The sequence below is a fragment of the Microbacterium psychrotolerans genome (genome assembly GCF_031085295.1).
Lineage (GTDB): Bacteria > Actinomycetota > Actinomycetes > Actinomycetales > Microbacteriaceae > Microbacterium > Microbacterium psychrotolerans.
Genome location: NZ_JAVFWO010000001.1, coordinates 450,608 through 466,257, shown reverse-complemented (window position 1 = coordinate 466,257; position 15,650 = coordinate 450,608). Strand labels below are relative to the sequence as shown.

The following is a 15,650-nucleotide window of genomic DNA, read 5'->3' as shown; positions in this document are numbered from 1 at the left end:
CCACGTATTGCCTCTTCGGCGCGCTCGTCGCCCTTGCCGGCGCCGTGCTCGTCTACCGCATCGAGGGAGTGAAGTGATGACCGACACCACGTCGACGAACAGCCCGGCGGGAGCCGCAGCCGCCGAGGAGCGTCCCTGGCTCGACGCGAGCCTGCCGGTCGCGGAGCGCGTCGAGCTGCTGCTGGCCGAGATGACGCTGGAGGAGAAGGCGGGCCTCCTCTTCCAGACCATGATCACGATGGGTGAGGACGGCGAGCTCGCCGAGGCCGACCCGGTGTTCGGGCTGCCGTCGAACCGCGAATACGTGCTCGAGAAGGGCATGACGCATTTCAACCTGCTCGGCGTCGCCCCCACCGCGGGCGCGATCGCCCGCTGGCACAACAGGCTGCAGGAGCTCGCGGCATCCACTCGACTCGGCATCCCCGTGACGATCTCGACCGATCCGCGCCACTCGTTCACCGAGAACCCCGGTACGGCGATGCTCGCGGGCCCCTTCTCGCAGTGGCCCGACGCGCTGGGCCTCGCCGCGACGCGCGACGCGGCGCTCGTCGAGCGGTTCGGTGACATCGCGCGTCAGGAGTACACGGCGGTCGGCATCCGCGTCGCACTGCACCCGCAGGTCGACCTCGCGACCGAGCCCCGCTGGGCGCGCGCGCTCCAGACCTTCGGTGAGGACGCGAAGCTCTCGGGCGAGCTGGGCGCCGCGTATATCCGCGGGTTCCAGAACGGTGAGTCGTTCGGCCCCGGCGCGGTCTCGGCGATGGTCAAGCACTTTCCCGGCGGTGGCCCGCAGAAGGACGGCGAAGACCCGCACTTCGCGTACGGGCGGGAGCAGGTGTACCCGGGCGGGCAGTTCGAGCTGCACCTGAAGCCGTTCGAGGCGGCCTTTGAAGCGGGCGTCCGCCAGGTCATGCCCTACTACGGCATGCCGGTCGGCACCGAGTACGAGGAGGTCGGCTTCGGCTTCAACAAGTCGGTGCTCACCGGCCTGCTGCGCGACCGCTACGGCTTCGACGGAATCGTGTGCACCGACTGGGGTCTCGTCAACGACGCCGCGATCTTCGGCCAGCCGTTCCCGGCTCGCGCGTGGGGCGTCGAGCACCTGACGCCGGCCGAGCGGGTGCTCAAGATCCTGGATGCCGGCGCCGACCAGTTCGGCGGCGAGGCGTGCCCCGAGCTCGTGGTCGAGCTCGTGGGCGAGGGCCGCCTCGCCGAGGACCGCCTCGACGTGTCGGCGCGCCGCCTGCTGCGCGAGAAGTTCCTCCTCGGCCTGTTCGAGAACCCGTATGTCGACGCCGAAGCCGCCGACGCGATCGTGGGCTCGGCGCCGTTCCGTGCCGAGGGCGACGCCGCGCAGCGCGCATCGATCACCGTGCTGGCCAACCGCGACGCGACGCTGCCGTTCGCACCGGGGGCGAAGCTGTACGTCGAGGGCATCGCTCCCGAGATCGCGGTGGCGTACGGCGAGGTCGTCGCGTCACCGGCGGAGGCGGACGTCGCCATCCTCCGCCTGCAGGCGCCGTTCGAGCAGCGCGAGACGATGTTCGAGAACTTCTTCCACGCCGGCTCGCTCGAGTTCCCCGCCGACGTGCTCGCGCACATCACGGAGGTCGCCGCGGCGGTGCCGACCGTGGTCGACGTGTTCCTCGATCGCCCCGCGATCCTCGGCCCCGTCGTGGAGGCCGCGCACGCGGTCGTCGGCAACTGGGGTGCCGGCGCCACGGCGCTGCTCGACGTTCTGAGCGGTGCTGCACCCGCACAGGGCAGGCTGCCGTTCGACATCCCCTCGTCGATGGCGGCGGTCGAGGCCTCGCGCCCCGACGTGCCGTTCGACACCGCCGAGCCGCTGTTCCGCTTCGGGCACGGGCTGTCGCTCTGAGCCGCCGAGACGCGCTCTGAGCCGCTGAGACGGATGCCGCGCCGCGACCCGCGGCGCGGCATCCGTCCCTCCTGCTGTGCGCTTAGGGTGCTCTCGCCGAGTCCCACGTCACGCGTGTCGACATCGTGTGCGTTCGGCGAGAGCACATTGCGTGGACGGGGTTCGCCGGGGCTCACAGCTCTTGGAAGAAGTAGTACGCCCGCTCGTCGGTCTCAGGATCGGATCCATGGAAGCCGTGGCGTTCGTAGAAGCGCTGAGCATCCACGTCACCCTCGTCGACGTTGATCTCGATGGCCGACACCCCGTCGCGGCGGCAGTCCGTGACGAGGCGCTCCACGATCGCTCCGCCGATGCCGGCTCCGCGCGCCCGCGGTGCGACGTACATCTCGTCGAGCAGAGCCACGGGGCCCGGGTACCAGATGTTGGGACGCAGCGTCACGAGCGCGATGCCGACCGCGGGCTCGCCGCCGAGCAGCGCGAACGTCTGCGTGCCGGCGAGCAGGCGGCGCAGGCGCTCGGCCAGCACGACCGGCCCCGGCGAGTCGGTGTCGAACTCCGTGTTGAAGTCATGCAGCAGCCGGGCCACGCGCTCGGCGTCGTCCACGGTTGCCCTGCGCACCTCCGCCGTCGCCATTGCTCCACGGTAGGGAGCGGCCCGCAGGCGCGCCAGCCTTCCGCCGCATGCTCACCGCCCCGCACCCGTTCAGAGCTCGTGCTCAGACCGAACGCCCACATCGATCCCCGGGACGTCAGGGGCATCCGGTGAGAACACGGGATGGTGACGGGCCCCGCGAGCGCCCGGGGATCCGGGGCGCCCGCACATAGGCTGGCGCGTGCGGGCGACGGCGCCCGCGACGGTGCCCGGTGGCGGTGCCGGGACGGTGCGTCGAGGGAGTGCCGCGTGGCCACGAGCAACATCGAGATCGCACAGCAGGCCGACCTCTGGCCGATCGGGCGGATCGCCAAGGATCTCGGCATCCCCGATGACGAGCTGGAGCCGTACGGCCGCTACAAGGCGAAGGTGTCGTTGCGGCACCTGCGGACTCTTCGCGACAGGCCGCGCGGGCGGCTCGTGCTGATGACGGCGGTCTCGCCCACGCCCGCGGGCGAGGGCAAGACCACCACGACCGTCGGGCTCGGCGACGCGCTCCGGCGCATCGGCGAACGGGCCATGATCTGCCTGCGCGAGCCCGCGCTCGGACCTGTGTTCGGCATGAAGGGCGGCGCCGCCGGCGGCGGGTACGCGCAGGTCGTGCCCATGGAAGACATCAACCTCCACTTCACCGGGGACTTCTCGGCGATCGCGATCGCCACGAATCTGCTCGCCGCGCTGATCGACAACCACGTGCATCATGGCAACGCGCTCGGCATCGATGTGCGGCGCGTGACGTGGCGGCGCGTACTCGACGTCAACGACCGCGCGCTGCGCGACACCGTCATCGGCCTCGGCGGGCCCGGAAACGGGTACCCGCGCGAGGGCGGCTTCGACATCGTCGTGGCCAGCGAGGTGATGGCCATCTTCTGCCTCGCCACCGACCTCGCCGACCTCAAAGAGCGTCTCGGCGAGATCGTCGTCGCGTACACGCGCGATCGGAGCCCGGTGCGCGCCCGCGACCTGCACGCCCACGGCGCGATGGCGGCGGTGCTGCGCGACGCGCTCGCCCCGAACCTCGTGCAGACCCTCGAGCACACGCCGGCCTTCGTGCACGGGGGTCCGTTCGCGAACATCGCACACGGCTGCAACTCGTACCTCGCGACCGACTCGGCGCTGCGCATGGCCGACTACGTCGTCACCGAGGCCGGGTTCGGCGCCGACCTCGGCGCGGAGAAGTTCGTCGACATCCTGTGCCGTACGACAGGGCTCCGGCCCGACGTGGCCGTCGTCGTCGCGACCGTGCGCGCGATGAAGTACCACGGCGGTGTGGAGGTCGCCGACCTGACGCACGAGAACGTCCCGGCGCTCGAGCACGGCACGGCCAACCTGGTGCGTCACCTGACGACGATCCGCGAGACGTGGGGGATACCGGCGGTCGTCGCGATCAACCATCGCGCAGAAGACACGGATGCCGAGATCGCGGCGCTCGTCGCCGCGTCGGAGGCGGTCGGGGTCACGGCCGTGGTCGCGAAGCACTTCGCCGAGGGCGGCGCAGGCGCGGAGAGCCTCGCGAGAGAGGTCGTGCGCCTCTGCGAGGCGCCGGTTGCGGCGCGCGGCGCGGGTGCCGCTCAGGGAACGGATGCGACTCGGGGCGCGGATGCGGCTCGGCGCGAGGATGCGGCCCACGCCCCCGATGCCGGCCAGGAGCCCGGCGGACTCCGGTTCACCTACCCCGACGACGCGACGCTGTGGCACAAGATGAGCGCGATCGCGACGCGCATCTACGGCGCCTCGGAGGTGACGGCCTCGACGGCGGTACGCGCGCAGATCAAGCGCCTGCAGGACGAGGGCTACGGCCGCTACCCGGTGTGCGTCGCGAAGACCCAGTACTCCTTCTCGACCGACCCGAAGCTGCGCGGTGCACCGACGGGGCATGCCGTCGACATCCGCGAGGTGCGCCTCGCCGCCGGCGCGCGCTTCGTGGTGATGGTCTGCGGCGACATCATGACGATGCCCGGCCTGCCCGCGGTTCCGGCCGCGAACACGATCGACGTCGACGACGACGGGCGCGTCGTCGGGCTCTTCTGACGCCGACGCCGAGCGCCCGTACGGCCCCGCGGTGGGTGTCACGCCGGCGGGAACGTCCGCACGCGGTCGACCCGCAGTACGTGGGGGAGTGCGGCGAGGTCACGCGTGCCGTCCGCGCGAGGGAACTCGTAGATGTCGAGCATGAGCTGCATCGGGTAGTCGATCGCCTGGTTCACGGTCTTCACCCACCGGTGGTCGATGAAGAAGCGCAGCCCGTCCGGCGTCCACTCCACCGCGTAGTCGTGGAAGCCGGTGAGGTCGCCGTCGACGCGGATCTTCTCGAAGTCCGTGCGCAGACGCGGGTCGTTCTGAGACTTCACGCCGACGCCGACCCAGCCACCGTCGTCATCGATCTCGGATCCGAAGATCTCGGCGATGCAGATCTCGCCGCAGTCGTCGGGCCGCTCCTCGAAGCCGATCGGCCAGAAGGCCACCATCGCGTCGGGATGACGCACGGCGGCCAGCCGCACCTCGATCACGCCGTGGCGCGGGAGATGCAGGCGGCGCTCGGGCTGCGCCTCGCGCACGACGAGTCCGTCGCGGAAGCGATGCTGCCCGATCGAACCGCCCAGCGGCCCCGAGAACTGACCGGTCTGCAGGTGCGACACGCGGTTGCCGCCGTCGAACTCCGGTGACCACGCGGGAGTGTCGGCGTCGATGCGCAGTTCGAGCCCGTCCGGAGCGACCGAGTACCTCGCCGCCGCGCGCTCGCGCGTCGACCAGTGCGCGAGGTAGTACGGCCACCACACCTTCTCATCGAGCACGCCTTCGTCGAACCGCTCGTCGAGGTCCGGTTCGCGCCTGTCGAGATCGAGCGGCGCCATGTCGAGCACCCAGGTGTTGAAGGAGAGCTCGCCGCCGCGCCACGGCATGCTCCCCGATCCGCGATGCGCGAATCCGGCGGTGCGGCACAGCGCGTTCGACGAGGGGTTGTCGACGCCCGGGTAGGCGACCAGCAGATCGCGCTCGCCCCGGGCGACGACCAGCCGGATGACGAGCCGCAGCGCCTCACGGGCGATGCCGCGCCCCTGCCACTCAGGGAAGACGTTCCATCCGGTCTCCCACGCCGGCGTGCCCTCGTGCTCGACCTGCCAGTACCCGATGCCGCCGACGGGCGTGCCGCCCACCTCGATCCGGTACATCGCGGCTTCGCCCGCGGCGCCGAGACGCAGGTAGCGCTCCTGTCGCTCGTCGAGCTGCGCAGGCGTCTCGGGGCCGCCCAGATGGGCCGTCATCTCGGGCGTGTTGGCGCGCTCCAGCAGCGGCAGGTCGGCGGGACCCCACGGTGCGAGCGTCACGGCTGCGTTCATCGCGCCCATTGTGCGCCGTCTCCCCGACACCGCACCACCCGTGCGTGTCCGCGGCACCGGTCGGCCGGCATCCTCGGCTCAGCGGTCGGTCACGAGGAGTGTGTTGCCGTCGGGATCCGTCGCGGTGAAGAACAGGCAGCGGTCGGGGTCGCCCAGCATGTCGCCGGGGTGCGCGCCGAGCCGGGCGAGCCGCTCGTGCACCGACGCGAGATCGTCGACACGGAAGTTGCACGTCGCCCAGGGCAGGCCGGGCTCGACGCGGATGCCGCTCTTCGGGCCCATCAGCGTCACCTGGCCGTGGGACCCGGCGAGCACGCTCGAGAAGTCGGTCTCCTCGGCGATGCCGAGGCCGAAAGCGTCCGCATACCAGTGCGCCCCGGCGCGCGCGTCGCGGACGGGGATGAACGCGGTCGTGATGGCAGTCGGCGGAGGCGTCATGGCGATGAGCCTACGGCGGTCCACCGACTGGCACAGCAGAGCGATCGCGCCCACCTGTGCGTCTCGCACAACGCCCGGACGACCCGTCTCGCATCCACGTTGTAGACATTCGCCAGCCGCTTTGAGCCTGCCTTGTGGGAGTCCTACCGTCGAGGTGACCTTCCTTCTGTCCATCGCACCGAGAGGTGATGCACATGGCCGACGCCGCCGTCCGCACCAAGAAGCCCGCCACCAGCAAGCGCACCCCCGCCGGTGGCGCCCCGACCGCGCCGCACACGGCGGCCGAGGCATCCGAGCCCCGCATCGATATCGCCGCGGTCACCGACCTCCTGCTCGGCACATGGAGTGACACCCGTCGCGAGGCCCGCGAGATGATCAAGGACCCCGCCTTCTGGCGCATCGACGGGCAGCCGATGCCCGAGCACCGCGAGCGCGTCCTGACGCAGCTGCACCTGCTGGTCGAGCACGGCGGGTCGCGCCGCGCCTTCCCCGAGCAGTACGGCGGCCTGAACGACAACGGCGCGAACCTCGCGGGCTTCCAGGAGCTCGTGCTCGCCGACCCCAGCCTGCAGATCAAATCGGGCGTGCAGTGGGGGCTCTTCGGATCCGCGATCTTCCAGCTCGGCACCCAGAAGCACCACGAGGCGTGGCTGCCGGGCGTCATCGACGTGAGCCTGCCGGGCGCGTTCGCGATGACCGAGACCGGGCACGGATCGGATGTCGCGGCCATCGGCACGACCGCGACCTACGACGCCGACACCGAGGAGTTCGTGATCCACACGCCGTTCCGCGGCGCCTACAAGGACTACCTCGGCAACGCCGCGCTGCACGGCAAGGCCGCGACCGTGTTCGCACAGCTCATCACCGGCGGCGTGAACTACGGCGTGCACTGCTTCTTCGTGCCGATCCGCGATGACGAGGGCGACATGCTCCCCGGCATCATCAGCGAGGACGACGGCGTCAAGGGGGGCCTCAACGGCATCGACAACGGCCGGCTCGCGTTCGATCAGGTGCGAGTGCCGCGCTTCAACCTGCTCGACCGCTACGGGCAGGTCGCCGCGGACGGCTCGTACACGTCCGACATCCCGAGCCCCGGTCGCCGCTTCTTCACGATGCTCGGTGCGCTGGTGCAGGGTCGCGTGTCGCTCGACGGCGCCGCGACCACCGGCACCGCCCTCGCCCTGCACATCGCGCTGACGTACGCGAACCAGCGCCGCCAGTTCGACTCGGGCGCCGGCACCGAAGAGGTCGTGCTGCTCGACTACGGCAAGCACCAGCGGCGCCTGCTTCCGCTCCTCGCGCAGAACTACGCGCAGTTCTTCAGCCACGACGAGCTGCTGAAGAAGTTCGACGGCGTCTTCTCGGGGCGCACCGACACCTCGGAGGAGCGCGAGGATCTCGAGACGCTCGCTGCGGCGCTGAAGCCGCTCAGCACCTGGAACGCGCTCAGCACGATCCAGGAGGCCCGCGAGGCGTGCGGCGGCTCCGGATTCCTGGCCGAGAACCGCCTGGTCGGCCTGCATCAGGACCTCGACGTCTACGTCACCTTCGAGGGTGACAACAACGTCCTGCTCCAGTTGGTCGGCAAGCGCCTCCTGTCGGACTACGCCAAGCAGTTCAAGGGGGCGGATGCCGCGAAGCTGGCCCGCTTCGCCGTCGGTCAGACCGCCGGCAAGCTGTTCCACGGCGCGGGCCTGCGCCAGCTCGGCCAGGCTGTCGCCGACTTGGGCTCCACGGCGCGTTCGGTGGAGCTGGGCCTGCGCGAGGACCAGCAGCACGAGCTGCTCGCCGGTCGCGTGCAGCGGATGGTCGCAGATGTCGCTGCGGCATTGCGCCCGGCGTCCAAGCTGTCGCCGCCAGAGGCCGCGGCGCTGTTCAACAGCCATCAGGCCGAGCTCATCGAGGCGGCTCGCGCCCACGCCGAGCTGCTGCAGTGGGAGGCGTTCACCGACGGGATCAACCGCGTCTCCGACGAAGGCACCACGCACGTGCTGACCTGGCTGCGCGATCTGTTCGGGATGCACCTGATCGAGAAGCACCTGGCGTGGTACCTCGTCAGCGGGCGGCTGTCCGCGCAGCGTGCGGCATCCGTCTCCCGGTACATCGACCGCCTCTGCGCCCGGCTCCGTCCCCACGCGCAGGATCTGGTCGACGCCTACGGCTTCGCGCCCGAGCACGTGCGGGCGCCCATCGCGTCCGGTGCCGAGCGCGAGCGTCAGGACGAGGCTCGCGAGTACTACCGCGCGCTCGCGGCGTCGGGCAACGCGCCGGTGTCGGAGAAGTCGCTCAAGAAGAAGTGACGGAAGTATCGCCGTGCCCGAAGGTCACGGAACGGTAACGATGCTCGGAAGGGTGTCCGGAATCGGGGGGCTCCGGACATATCCCTTGTGAAGGCAGCTTCCGAGTCGTCCGCGCATCGGGCTTCGCGCGCGGCGGAGGAACGTTTTCACAGGGGACCGCGAATCGGGTACGCGGTCCCCTCCTTCTTTTCGCCGAGGGGTCGCCGGCGTGAAGTCGGTGCGTCTGTGCGGGCGGTGCGGTCGCCGGGTCAGGCGGCCCAGCCGCACATGCCGCACTCGCCGGTCGCCGACACCTCGACGAAGCAGTTCGGGCACATCGCACGCACGCGGTCGGGGATCGTCGGCTTCGAGACGCGGCGCTCGGCCGCAGGGCGCGACGCGGGCCGCCCGGTGCCTCGCGCCGGGGCGACCGATGCCGCAGCTGGCGGCCGCTGGATCGCCGGGCGGTGCTCGGCGCAGTAGAACCGCACGTAGCCGTCGTGGTTCTTCGGGTGCCGGTGCTTGTATGCCCAGAGCTCGGTGCGCTCCCGCGGCTCGGAGTCCGCACCGCACGTGAAGCAGCGCGTCGGCTCACCGGGGACGATGTCGGCGACCAGCACCAGAGTGTCGAAGGGGATGGCGTCCCGCCAGTCCGACGAAGCGACGATCTTCATGGCGTTTTCCTCCCAGCGCGGGCCGCCAGAGGCCCGACATTCCACGGTAAGCGACGGGGGAGGCATCCGGCGACCGAAGGTGCGACCTCCACATGAAGGTTGAGGGATGCCGTCGCGCGCCCGCACCGCCGCCGGCCGAGCGTCGGTGCCCGCGCATAGTCTGACCGGGTGAGCATCGACGTCCGCCTCGGAGCCGACGGCCGCGCGCGCTGCGCGTGGGTCGGTGACGACCTCGAGTACGCCCGCTACCACGACGAGGAGTGGGGCGTGCCGCTGCACGGCGACCGGGCGCTGTTCGAGAAGATGAGCCTCGAGGGCTTCCAGGCCGGCCTCTCGTGGATCACGATCCTGCGCAAGCGTCCGCGGTTCCGCGAGGTGTTCGCCGGCTTCGAACCCGAGGTCGTGGCGGCGTTCGGCGACGACGACGTCGCGCGACTGATGACGGATGCCGGCATCATCCGCAATCGCGCCAAGATCGAGGCGACGATCTCCAACGCACGGCTCGTGCTCGACCTCGAACCGGGTGAGCTCGACGCGTTCATGTGGTCGTTCGCGCCGGCATCCCACCGTCGCCCGGCGACGTTCGCCGAGGTGCCCGCCACCACCCCCGCGTCGGACGCTCTGAGCAAGGCCCTGCGCAAGCGCGGATTCCGCTTCGTCGGCCCGACGACGATGTACGCGCTGATGCAGTCGGCGGGCATGGTCGACGACCACGTCCATGGCTGCTGGCGGGTGTTGACCTAGAAGCGGATACTCTATCCGTTTCGGGTGTACGCTGGAGGCATGAGCCCCCGAGCCGATGCCGTTCGCAGCCGTGAGCGCATCATCGAGGTCGCGCGCCGCCACGACGCGCGCTCCCTGCGCCTCAACGACATCGCCCGCGATGCCGGCGTCGGCATCGGCACCGTCTACCGCCACTTCCCGACAGTCCGGGCGCTGATCGAGGCCCTCAGCGTCGAAACCCTCGTGCGGCTGGGCGCCGCCGCCGACCGCGCGATCGCCGAGCCCGATGCGCACGCCGCGTTCCGGGGATTCCTCGAAGACGCGGTCGTCCTGCAACTCCAGGACGGTGGCCTCGAGACCGTGCTCACGGACCTCGCCCTCACCGATCCCGACCTGCACGACGAGTGCTCCGTCGCACGAGGAAAGGTCTTCGCCGGTTACGACGCGGTGCTCTCCCGCGCGCAGCGGGACGGTGTGGTGCGCGACGACCTCTCGGTCGCCCAGCTGCAGCGCCTGATCTGCGGGGTCGAGCACGCCGTGCGTCTGGGCGCTCCTGCCGATCGCGACCTGCTGCTCGACATCCTGGTCTCGGGTATGCGCCCGGGAACCCCCGACTCACCGGCCGCGACAACGCCCGCGCCGATGCGCCGCAGCGCGGCCATCGGCTGAAAGGACCCCATGGACTACGGACACTCGCTCGAATTCGGCGCGTTCATCACGCCCGCGGCTGCGACCCCCGAGGCTCCGGTGCTGCTGTCGCAGGTGGCCGAGGCATCCGGGCTCGACCTCGTCACCTTCCAGGATCACCCGTACCAGCCGGCGTTCCTCGACACGTGGACGCTCATGTCGTTCGTGGCGGCGCGCACCGACTCCATCCGGATCGCGCCGAACGTGCTCAACGTGCCGCTGCGCCCGCCGGCGGTCGTCGCCCGGTCGGCGGCGAGCATCGATCTCCTCTCCGGCGGGCGCTTCGACCTGGCGCTCGGTGCCGGCGGGTTCTGGGACGCCATCGAGGCCATGGGCGGCACGCGCCTCACCCCCGGCCAGGCCGTGACGGCCCTCGAAGAGGCGATCGACGTCATCCGGGCGCTCTGGCGCACCGACGAGAGAGGCGGCGTCTTCACCGACGGCCGGTACCACCGGGTGCACGGCGCGAAGCGCGGCCCGCGACCCGCGCACGACATCCCGATCCACATCGGGGCGTACAAGCCGCGCATGCTGTCGCTCACCGGCCGCAAGGGCGACGGCTGGCTGCCGTCGCTCGGCTACATGCAGCCCGGCGACCTGGCGAAGGGCAACGCTGCCATCGACGAAGCGGCGGAGTCCGTCGGCCGCGATCCGCGCGAGATCCGGCGGCTGCTGAACGTCGGCCAGCTCGCCGCCGACCCCCGGGAGTTCGCCGAGCGCCTTGCGCGCCTCGCGATCGAGGACGGCGTCGGCACCTTCATCCTCGCCGGCGACGACCCGAACCTGCTGCAGCGCTTCGGAGAGGACGTGGCCCCCGCGGTCCGCGCGCTCGTCGCGGCCGAACGCGGCACCCGCGGTGTCGCGGCGGCGCCGATGAGGTCGACGGCGGCGCTCGCCGCCCGCCGCGACGGCATCGCGTACGACGAGGTTCCGGCGGGCCTGCGAGCGATCGAGCCCGGCGACTTCGACTACGGCGACGTGCGCGCGACCTACATGCGCGGCGGCGCGCCGGGCCTCGTGCTGCAGCCGGACTCGGCGCAGCAGGTCGGGCAGGCGATCGCGTTCGCACGGCGGCATCCCGAGCTGCCACTCTCGGTGCGCAGCGGCGGCCACGGCATCAGCGGCCGCAGCACCAACGACGGCGGCATCGTCATCGACCTGCGGCGGCTCGACGAGATCGAGGTGCTCGACGCCGAGCGGCGTCTGGTGCGCATCGGACCCGGCGCGCGATGGGCGCAGGTCGCCGCCGTCCTGGGCGAGCACGGCTGGGCGCTGACCTCCGGCGACTACGGCGGCGTGGGCGTCGGCGGCCTGGCCACCGCGGGCGGCATCGGCCTGCTCGCACGCGAGCACGGTCTCACCATCGACCACCTGCGCGCAGTCGAGGTGGTGCTCGCCGACGGATCGATCGTGCGGACCGACGCCTCGACCCACCCCGACCTGTTCTGGGCAATCCGGGGCGCCGGCGCGAATGTCGGCGTCGTCACCGCCTTCGAGTTCGAGGTCGACGAGGTCGGTCAGGTCGGCTACGCGCAGCTCGCGTTCCAGGTCGACGACGTCGCGGCGTTCCTCGAGGGCTACGGCCGCATCGTGGAGTCGTCGCCGCGCGATCTCACGCTGTTCCTGCTGACCGGCGGCCCGCGCCCGGGACAGCCGCAGGTGGTGCAGCTGTACGGCGTCGTCGACTCCGACGATCCCGACACGATCATCGCCCGCCTCCAGCCGTTCGCCGAGCTCGCGCCGCTCGTGCAGCAGTCGGTGCAGCTGACGACGTACGCGCAGATCATGGCGAACGCCGACCTCGGCCCGCAGCACGGCGCCGGTGAGCCGCACTCGAGGTCGGGCCTCATCGAGCACGTCACGCCCGCCTTCGCCGCGGCGGCGGCACGGATGCTGGAATCCGGCGCCGTGCCGTTCTTCCAGCTGCGCGCGGTCGGCGGCGCCGTGGCCGACGTCGCCGAGGACGCGACCGCCTACGCGCACCGCTCGGCGAACTTCTCGGTGGCGGCGCTCGGATCGCATCCGGACCGGCTCGACGCTCAGTGGCGGACGCTCGCCGCGCACGTCGACGGCATGTACCTGAGCTTCGACTCCTCCGAGCGGCCGGAGCGGATCGCCGAGGCCTTCCCGCCCGCGACGCTGGCCCGGCTGCGGATGATCAAGGCGGAGTACGACCCGGCCTGCGTCTTCCGCGACAACTTCGCGATCGAGCCCGCCGCCGACGCCGCCTGACCCGTCGCACGCGGGCCATGCCGTCGGCCGCCTGGGCCGCGGCTTCCGTCCTCGGGTCTCCGGGTTTGGGGCGCACGCCGTGCGGTCGGGGCGCACGCCGCGCGCCCCGAACGTTCGCGGTGCGCCCCAGACCCGGGAACGGGACCGGGGCAGAACCAGGATCGAGCAGGATTCAGGAAGCGCGGTGTCCGCATCGCCGGGCAGACTGTGGGCATGGCAGAGAACCCCCCTTCGCACGTCGCCGATTCGCACGAGGTCATCCGCGTCGTGGGTGCGCGCGAGAACAACCTGAAGAACGTGTCGGTCGAGATCCCGAAGCGCCGGCTCACGGTCTTCACGGGGGTGAGCGGCTCGGGCAAGTCGTCGCTGGTGTTCGGCACCATCGCGAACGAGTCGCAGCGGCTCATCAACGAGACGTATCCGACGTTCGTGCAGCAGTTCATGGGGCAGCTCAGCCGCCCCGATGTGGACGCGCTCGAGAACGTCAGCCCCGCGATCATCGTCGATCAGGAGCGCATGGGCTCGAACGCGCGGTCGACCGTGGGCACCGCGACCGACGCGCACGCGATGCTGCGGCTGCTGTTCAGCCGCCTGGGTCAGCCGCACGTCGGCTCGCCGCAGGCGTTCTCGTTCAACATCCCCTCGGTCTCGGGCGCAGGTGCGGTGACGATGGAGAAGGGCGGCAAGAAGGTCAAGGAGCGCCGCTCGTTCGAGATCACCGGCGGCATGTGCCCGCGCTGCGAGGGCCTCGGCGAGGTGAGCGACGTCGACCTCGACGAGCTCTACGACAAGACCAAGTCGCTCGCCGAGGGTGCGATGACGGTGCCGGGCTACAACGTCGACGGCTGGATGGTGAAGGGGTTCACCGAGTCCGGCTTCGTCGACCCGAACAAGGCGATCCAGGACTACACCGAGCAGGAGCGCGAGGACTTCCTCTACAAGGAGCCGACGAAGGTCAAGATCAACGGCATCAACATGACCTACGAGGGTCTCGTGCCGAAGATCACCAAGTCGTTCCTGCAGAAGGACCGCGACTCGCTCCAGCCGCATGTCCGCGCGTTCGTCGACCGGGCGGTGAAGTTCATGCCGTGCCCGGACTGCGGCGGCTCGCGGCTCAACGAGGGGGCGCGGTCGTCCAAGATCCTGGGGCTCAGCATCGCGGATGCCGCCGCCATGCAGATCACGGATCTCGCGGCGTGGCTCGACACCGTGAACGACCCGTCCGTCGCGCCGCTCATGGCCGGTCTGCGTCAGACGATCGCGTCGTTCATCGACATCGGCCTCGGCTACCTGTCGCTCGACCGATCGTCGGGCACGCTCTCGGGCGGTGAGGCGCAGCGCACGAAGATGATCCGTCACCTCGGCTCGCCGCTGACCGACATCAGCTACGTCTTCGACGAGCCGACCGCCGGTCTGCACCCGCACGACATCGCTCGGATGAACCGGCTGCTCAAGCTACTGCGCGACAAGGGCAACACCGTGCTCGTGGTGGAGCACAAGCCGGAGGTGATCGAGATCGCCGACCACGTCGTCGACCTGGGGCCGGGAGCAGGTCGCGCGGGCGGCGAGGTGCAGTACGAGGGGGATGTCGCGGGCCTGCGCGCGTCCGGCACCATCACCGGCCGTCACCTCGACGACCGCGCGCGGCTGAAGCCGTCGACCCGGTCGGCGAAGGGCGCGCTCGAGATCCGCGGAGCGACCCAGCACAACCTCAAGAACGTCGACGTGGACGTGCCGCTCGGCATCCTCACCGTCGTGACCGGCGTCGCCGGCTCGGGCAAGTCGTCGCTGATCCACGGCAACGTGCCGGCCTTCGACGATGTCGTCGTGGTGGACCAGTCGCCGATCAAGGGAAACCGGCGCTCGAGTCCCGCCACGTACACCGGCATCCTCGACACCGTCCGCTCGGCGTTCGCCAAGGCCAACGGGGTGAAGCCGGCGCTGTTCAGCGCCAACTCGGAAGGTGCCTGCCCGGCCTGCCGCGGGCTCGGCGTGATCATCACCAACCTCGGCTTCACGCAGACCGTCGAGACGCTGTGCGAGCTGTGTGAGGGATCCGGCTTCAGCGACGAGGTGCTGGAGTACACGCTCGACGGCAAGAACATCGCCGAGGTGCTCGCGATGTCCGCCTCCGACGCGGCGGCGTTCTTCGCCAAGGGCCCCGCGCACACCACGCTCGTGCGCCTGATCGACGTGGGGCTGGGCTACCTCACGCTGGGCCAGGCGCTCAACACCCTGTCGGGCGGCGAGCGTCAGCGCCTCAAGCTCGCGATCTCGATGGCGAAGAAAGGGGCGATCTACGTACTTGACGAGCCGACGACGGGTCTGCACCTCGCCGACGTCGACAACCTGCTCGCACTCCTCGATCGCCTGGTCGAAGCCGGCAACAGCGTGATCGTGATCGAGCACCACCAGGCGGTCATGGCGCACGCCGACTGGATCATCGACATCGGTCCCGGTGCCGGTCACGACGGCGGCGCGATCGTCTTCGAGGGCACCCCGGCCGACCTCGTCGCAAGCTCCGACACGCTCACCGCGCAGCACCTGCGCGAGTATGTCGGCGCTCTGCAGGGTGTGGCGGCCTCCTGACGCGCCGAGAGAGCGGCAGCCGGAGCGGTCGATGGGTGTTTGTCCCCATCGATCGTCTCCAGCCGGGTGGATACGATTCCCGCTGTTGGCACTACCCGTCTCATCGCACGGAGGGGCCGGGTTAGGCTGAACCGATCCCCCACACGTCTTCGGTGA

11 protein-coding genes are annotated in these 15,650 nt (G+C 70.7%); 7 read left to right on the top strand and 4 right to left on the bottom strand.

Annotated elements, in window-relative coordinates; genetic code table 11:
- Window positions 1-76 precede the first annotated feature (76 nt).
- On the top strand, window positions 77-1,879 hold the full coding sequence (locus Q9R08_RS01910) for a glycoside hydrolase family 3 protein (protein ID WP_308866123.1): 1,803 nt from the start codon (window positions 77-79) through the stop codon (window positions 1,877-1,879).
- Between the two features lie 172 nt (window positions 1,880-2,051).
- On the opposite strand, the gene Q9R08_RS01905 is transcribed toward Q9R08_RS01910, so the two are convergent.
- Complete coding sequence (locus Q9R08_RS01905) at window positions 2,052-2,513, bottom strand: GNAT family N-acetyltransferase (RefSeq protein ID WP_308866122.1); 462 nt, start codon at window positions 2,511-2,513, stop codon at window positions 2,052-2,054.
- 267 nt (window positions 2,514-2,780) lie between these two features.
- Here Q9R08_RS01905 and Q9R08_RS01900 point away from each other — a divergent pair, with 267 nt between their 5' ends.
- Entirely contained in the window at window positions 2,781-4,562 is a 1,782-nt protein-coding gene (locus Q9R08_RS01900; RefSeq protein ID WP_308866121.1) for a formate--tetrahydrofolate ligase, read from the top strand.
- A 38-nt stretch (window positions 4,563-4,600) separates the two neighbouring features.
- Here the strand turns inward: Q9R08_RS01900 and Q9R08_RS01895 are convergent, their stop codons facing one another.
- Window positions 4,601-5,872: a GNAT family N-acetyltransferase gene (locus tag Q9R08_RS01895; RefSeq protein ID WP_308866120.1), complete on the bottom strand. Its 1,272-nt coding sequence runs from the start codon at window positions 5,870-5,872 to the stop codon at window positions 4,601-4,603.
- A gap of 78 nt (window positions 5,873-5,950) precedes the next feature.
- Window positions 5,951-6,310 (bottom strand): VOC family protein, encoded by a 360-nt coding sequence (locus tag Q9R08_RS01890; RefSeq protein WP_308866119.1) that lies wholly within the window; start codon window positions 6,308-6,310, stop codon window positions 5,951-5,953.
- Window positions 6,311-6,504: 194 nt separating this feature from the next.
- Here Q9R08_RS01890 and Q9R08_RS01885 point away from each other — a divergent pair, with 194 nt between their 5' ends.
- Window positions 6,505-8,610, top strand: a complete 2,106-nt coding sequence (locus Q9R08_RS01885; RefSeq protein ID WP_308866118.1) for an acyl-CoA dehydrogenase family protein — start codon at window positions 6,505-6,507, stop codon at window positions 8,608-8,610.
- A 248-nt stretch (window positions 8,611-8,858) separates the two neighbouring features.
- On the opposite strand, the gene Q9R08_RS01880 is transcribed toward Q9R08_RS01885, so the two are convergent.
- A complete protein-coding gene (locus Q9R08_RS01880; RefSeq protein WP_308866117.1) occupies window positions 8,859-9,263 on the bottom strand; it encodes a glucose-6-phosphate dehydrogenase in 405 nt (134 codons plus the stop codon).
- A 174-nt stretch (window positions 9,264-9,437) separates the two neighbouring features.
- On the opposite strand from Q9R08_RS01880, the gene Q9R08_RS01875 reads away from it, so the two are divergent.
- The 4 genes from Q9R08_RS01875 to Q9R08_RS01860 all read left to right on the top strand — a co-directional run bounded on the left by Q9R08_RS01875 (window position 9,438) and on the right by Q9R08_RS01860 (window position 15,494).
- A complete protein-coding gene (locus Q9R08_RS01875) occupies window positions 9,438-10,007 on the top strand; it encodes a DNA-3-methyladenine glycosylase I (protein ID WP_308866644.1) in 570 nt (189 codons plus the stop codon).
- Between the two features lie 39 nt (window positions 10,008-10,046).
- Window positions 10,047-10,655, top strand: coding sequence for a TetR/AcrR family transcriptional regulator (locus tag Q9R08_RS01870; RefSeq protein WP_308866116.1), 609 nt, complete (start codon window positions 10,047-10,049; stop codon window positions 10,653-10,655).
- A gap of 9 nt (window positions 10,656-10,664) precedes the next feature.
- Window positions 10,665-12,905, top strand: a complete 2,241-nt coding sequence (locus tag Q9R08_RS01865) for an LLM class flavin-dependent oxidoreductase (protein ID WP_308866115.1) — start codon at window positions 10,665-10,667, stop codon at window positions 12,903-12,905.
- 213 nt (window positions 12,906-13,118) lie between these two features.
- A complete protein-coding gene (locus Q9R08_RS01860) occupies window positions 13,119-15,494 on the top strand; it encodes an excinuclease ABC subunit UvrA (RefSeq protein WP_308866114.1) in 2,376 nt (791 codons plus the stop codon).
- Window positions 15,495-15,650 lie beyond the last annotated feature (156 nt).

What these genes read in the sequence shown, in the direction of transcription:
- Q9R08_RS01910 (WP_308866123.1), top strand. Translation starts at nt 77, where the DNA reads ATGACCGACACCACGTCGACGAACAGCCCGGCGGGAGCCGCAGCCGCC.
- Q9R08_RS01905 (WP_308866122.1), bottom strand. Translation starts at nt 2,513, where the DNA reads ATGGCGACGGCGGAGGTGCGCAGGGCAACCGTGGACGACGCCGAGCGC.
- Q9R08_RS01895 (WP_308866120.1), bottom strand. Translation starts at nt 5,872, where the DNA reads ATGAACGCAGCCGTGACGCTCGCACCGTGGGGTCCCGCCGACCTGCCG.
- Q9R08_RS01890 (WP_308866119.1), bottom strand. Translation starts at nt 6,310, where the DNA reads ATGACGCCTCCGCCGACTGCCATCACGACCGCGTTCATCCCCGTCCGC.
- Q9R08_RS01885 (WP_308866118.1), top strand. Translation starts at nt 6,505, where the DNA reads ATGGCCGACGCCGCCGTCCGCACCAAGAAGCCCGCCACCAGCAAGCGC.
- Q9R08_RS01880 (WP_308866117.1), bottom strand. Translation starts at nt 9,263, where the DNA reads ATGAAGATCGTCGCTTCGTCGGACTGGCGGGACGCCATCCCCTTCGAC.
- Q9R08_RS01870 (WP_308866116.1), top strand. Translation starts at nt 10,047, where the DNA reads ATGAGCCCCCGAGCCGATGCCGTTCGCAGCCGTGAGCGCATCATCGAG.
- Q9R08_RS01865 (WP_308866115.1), top strand. Translation starts at nt 10,665, where the DNA reads ATGGACTACGGACACTCGCTCGAATTCGGCGCGTTCATCACGCCCGCG.
- Q9R08_RS01860 (WP_308866114.1), top strand. Translation starts at nt 13,119, where the DNA reads ATGGCAGAGAACCCCCCTTCGCACGTCGCCGATTCGCACGAGGTCATC.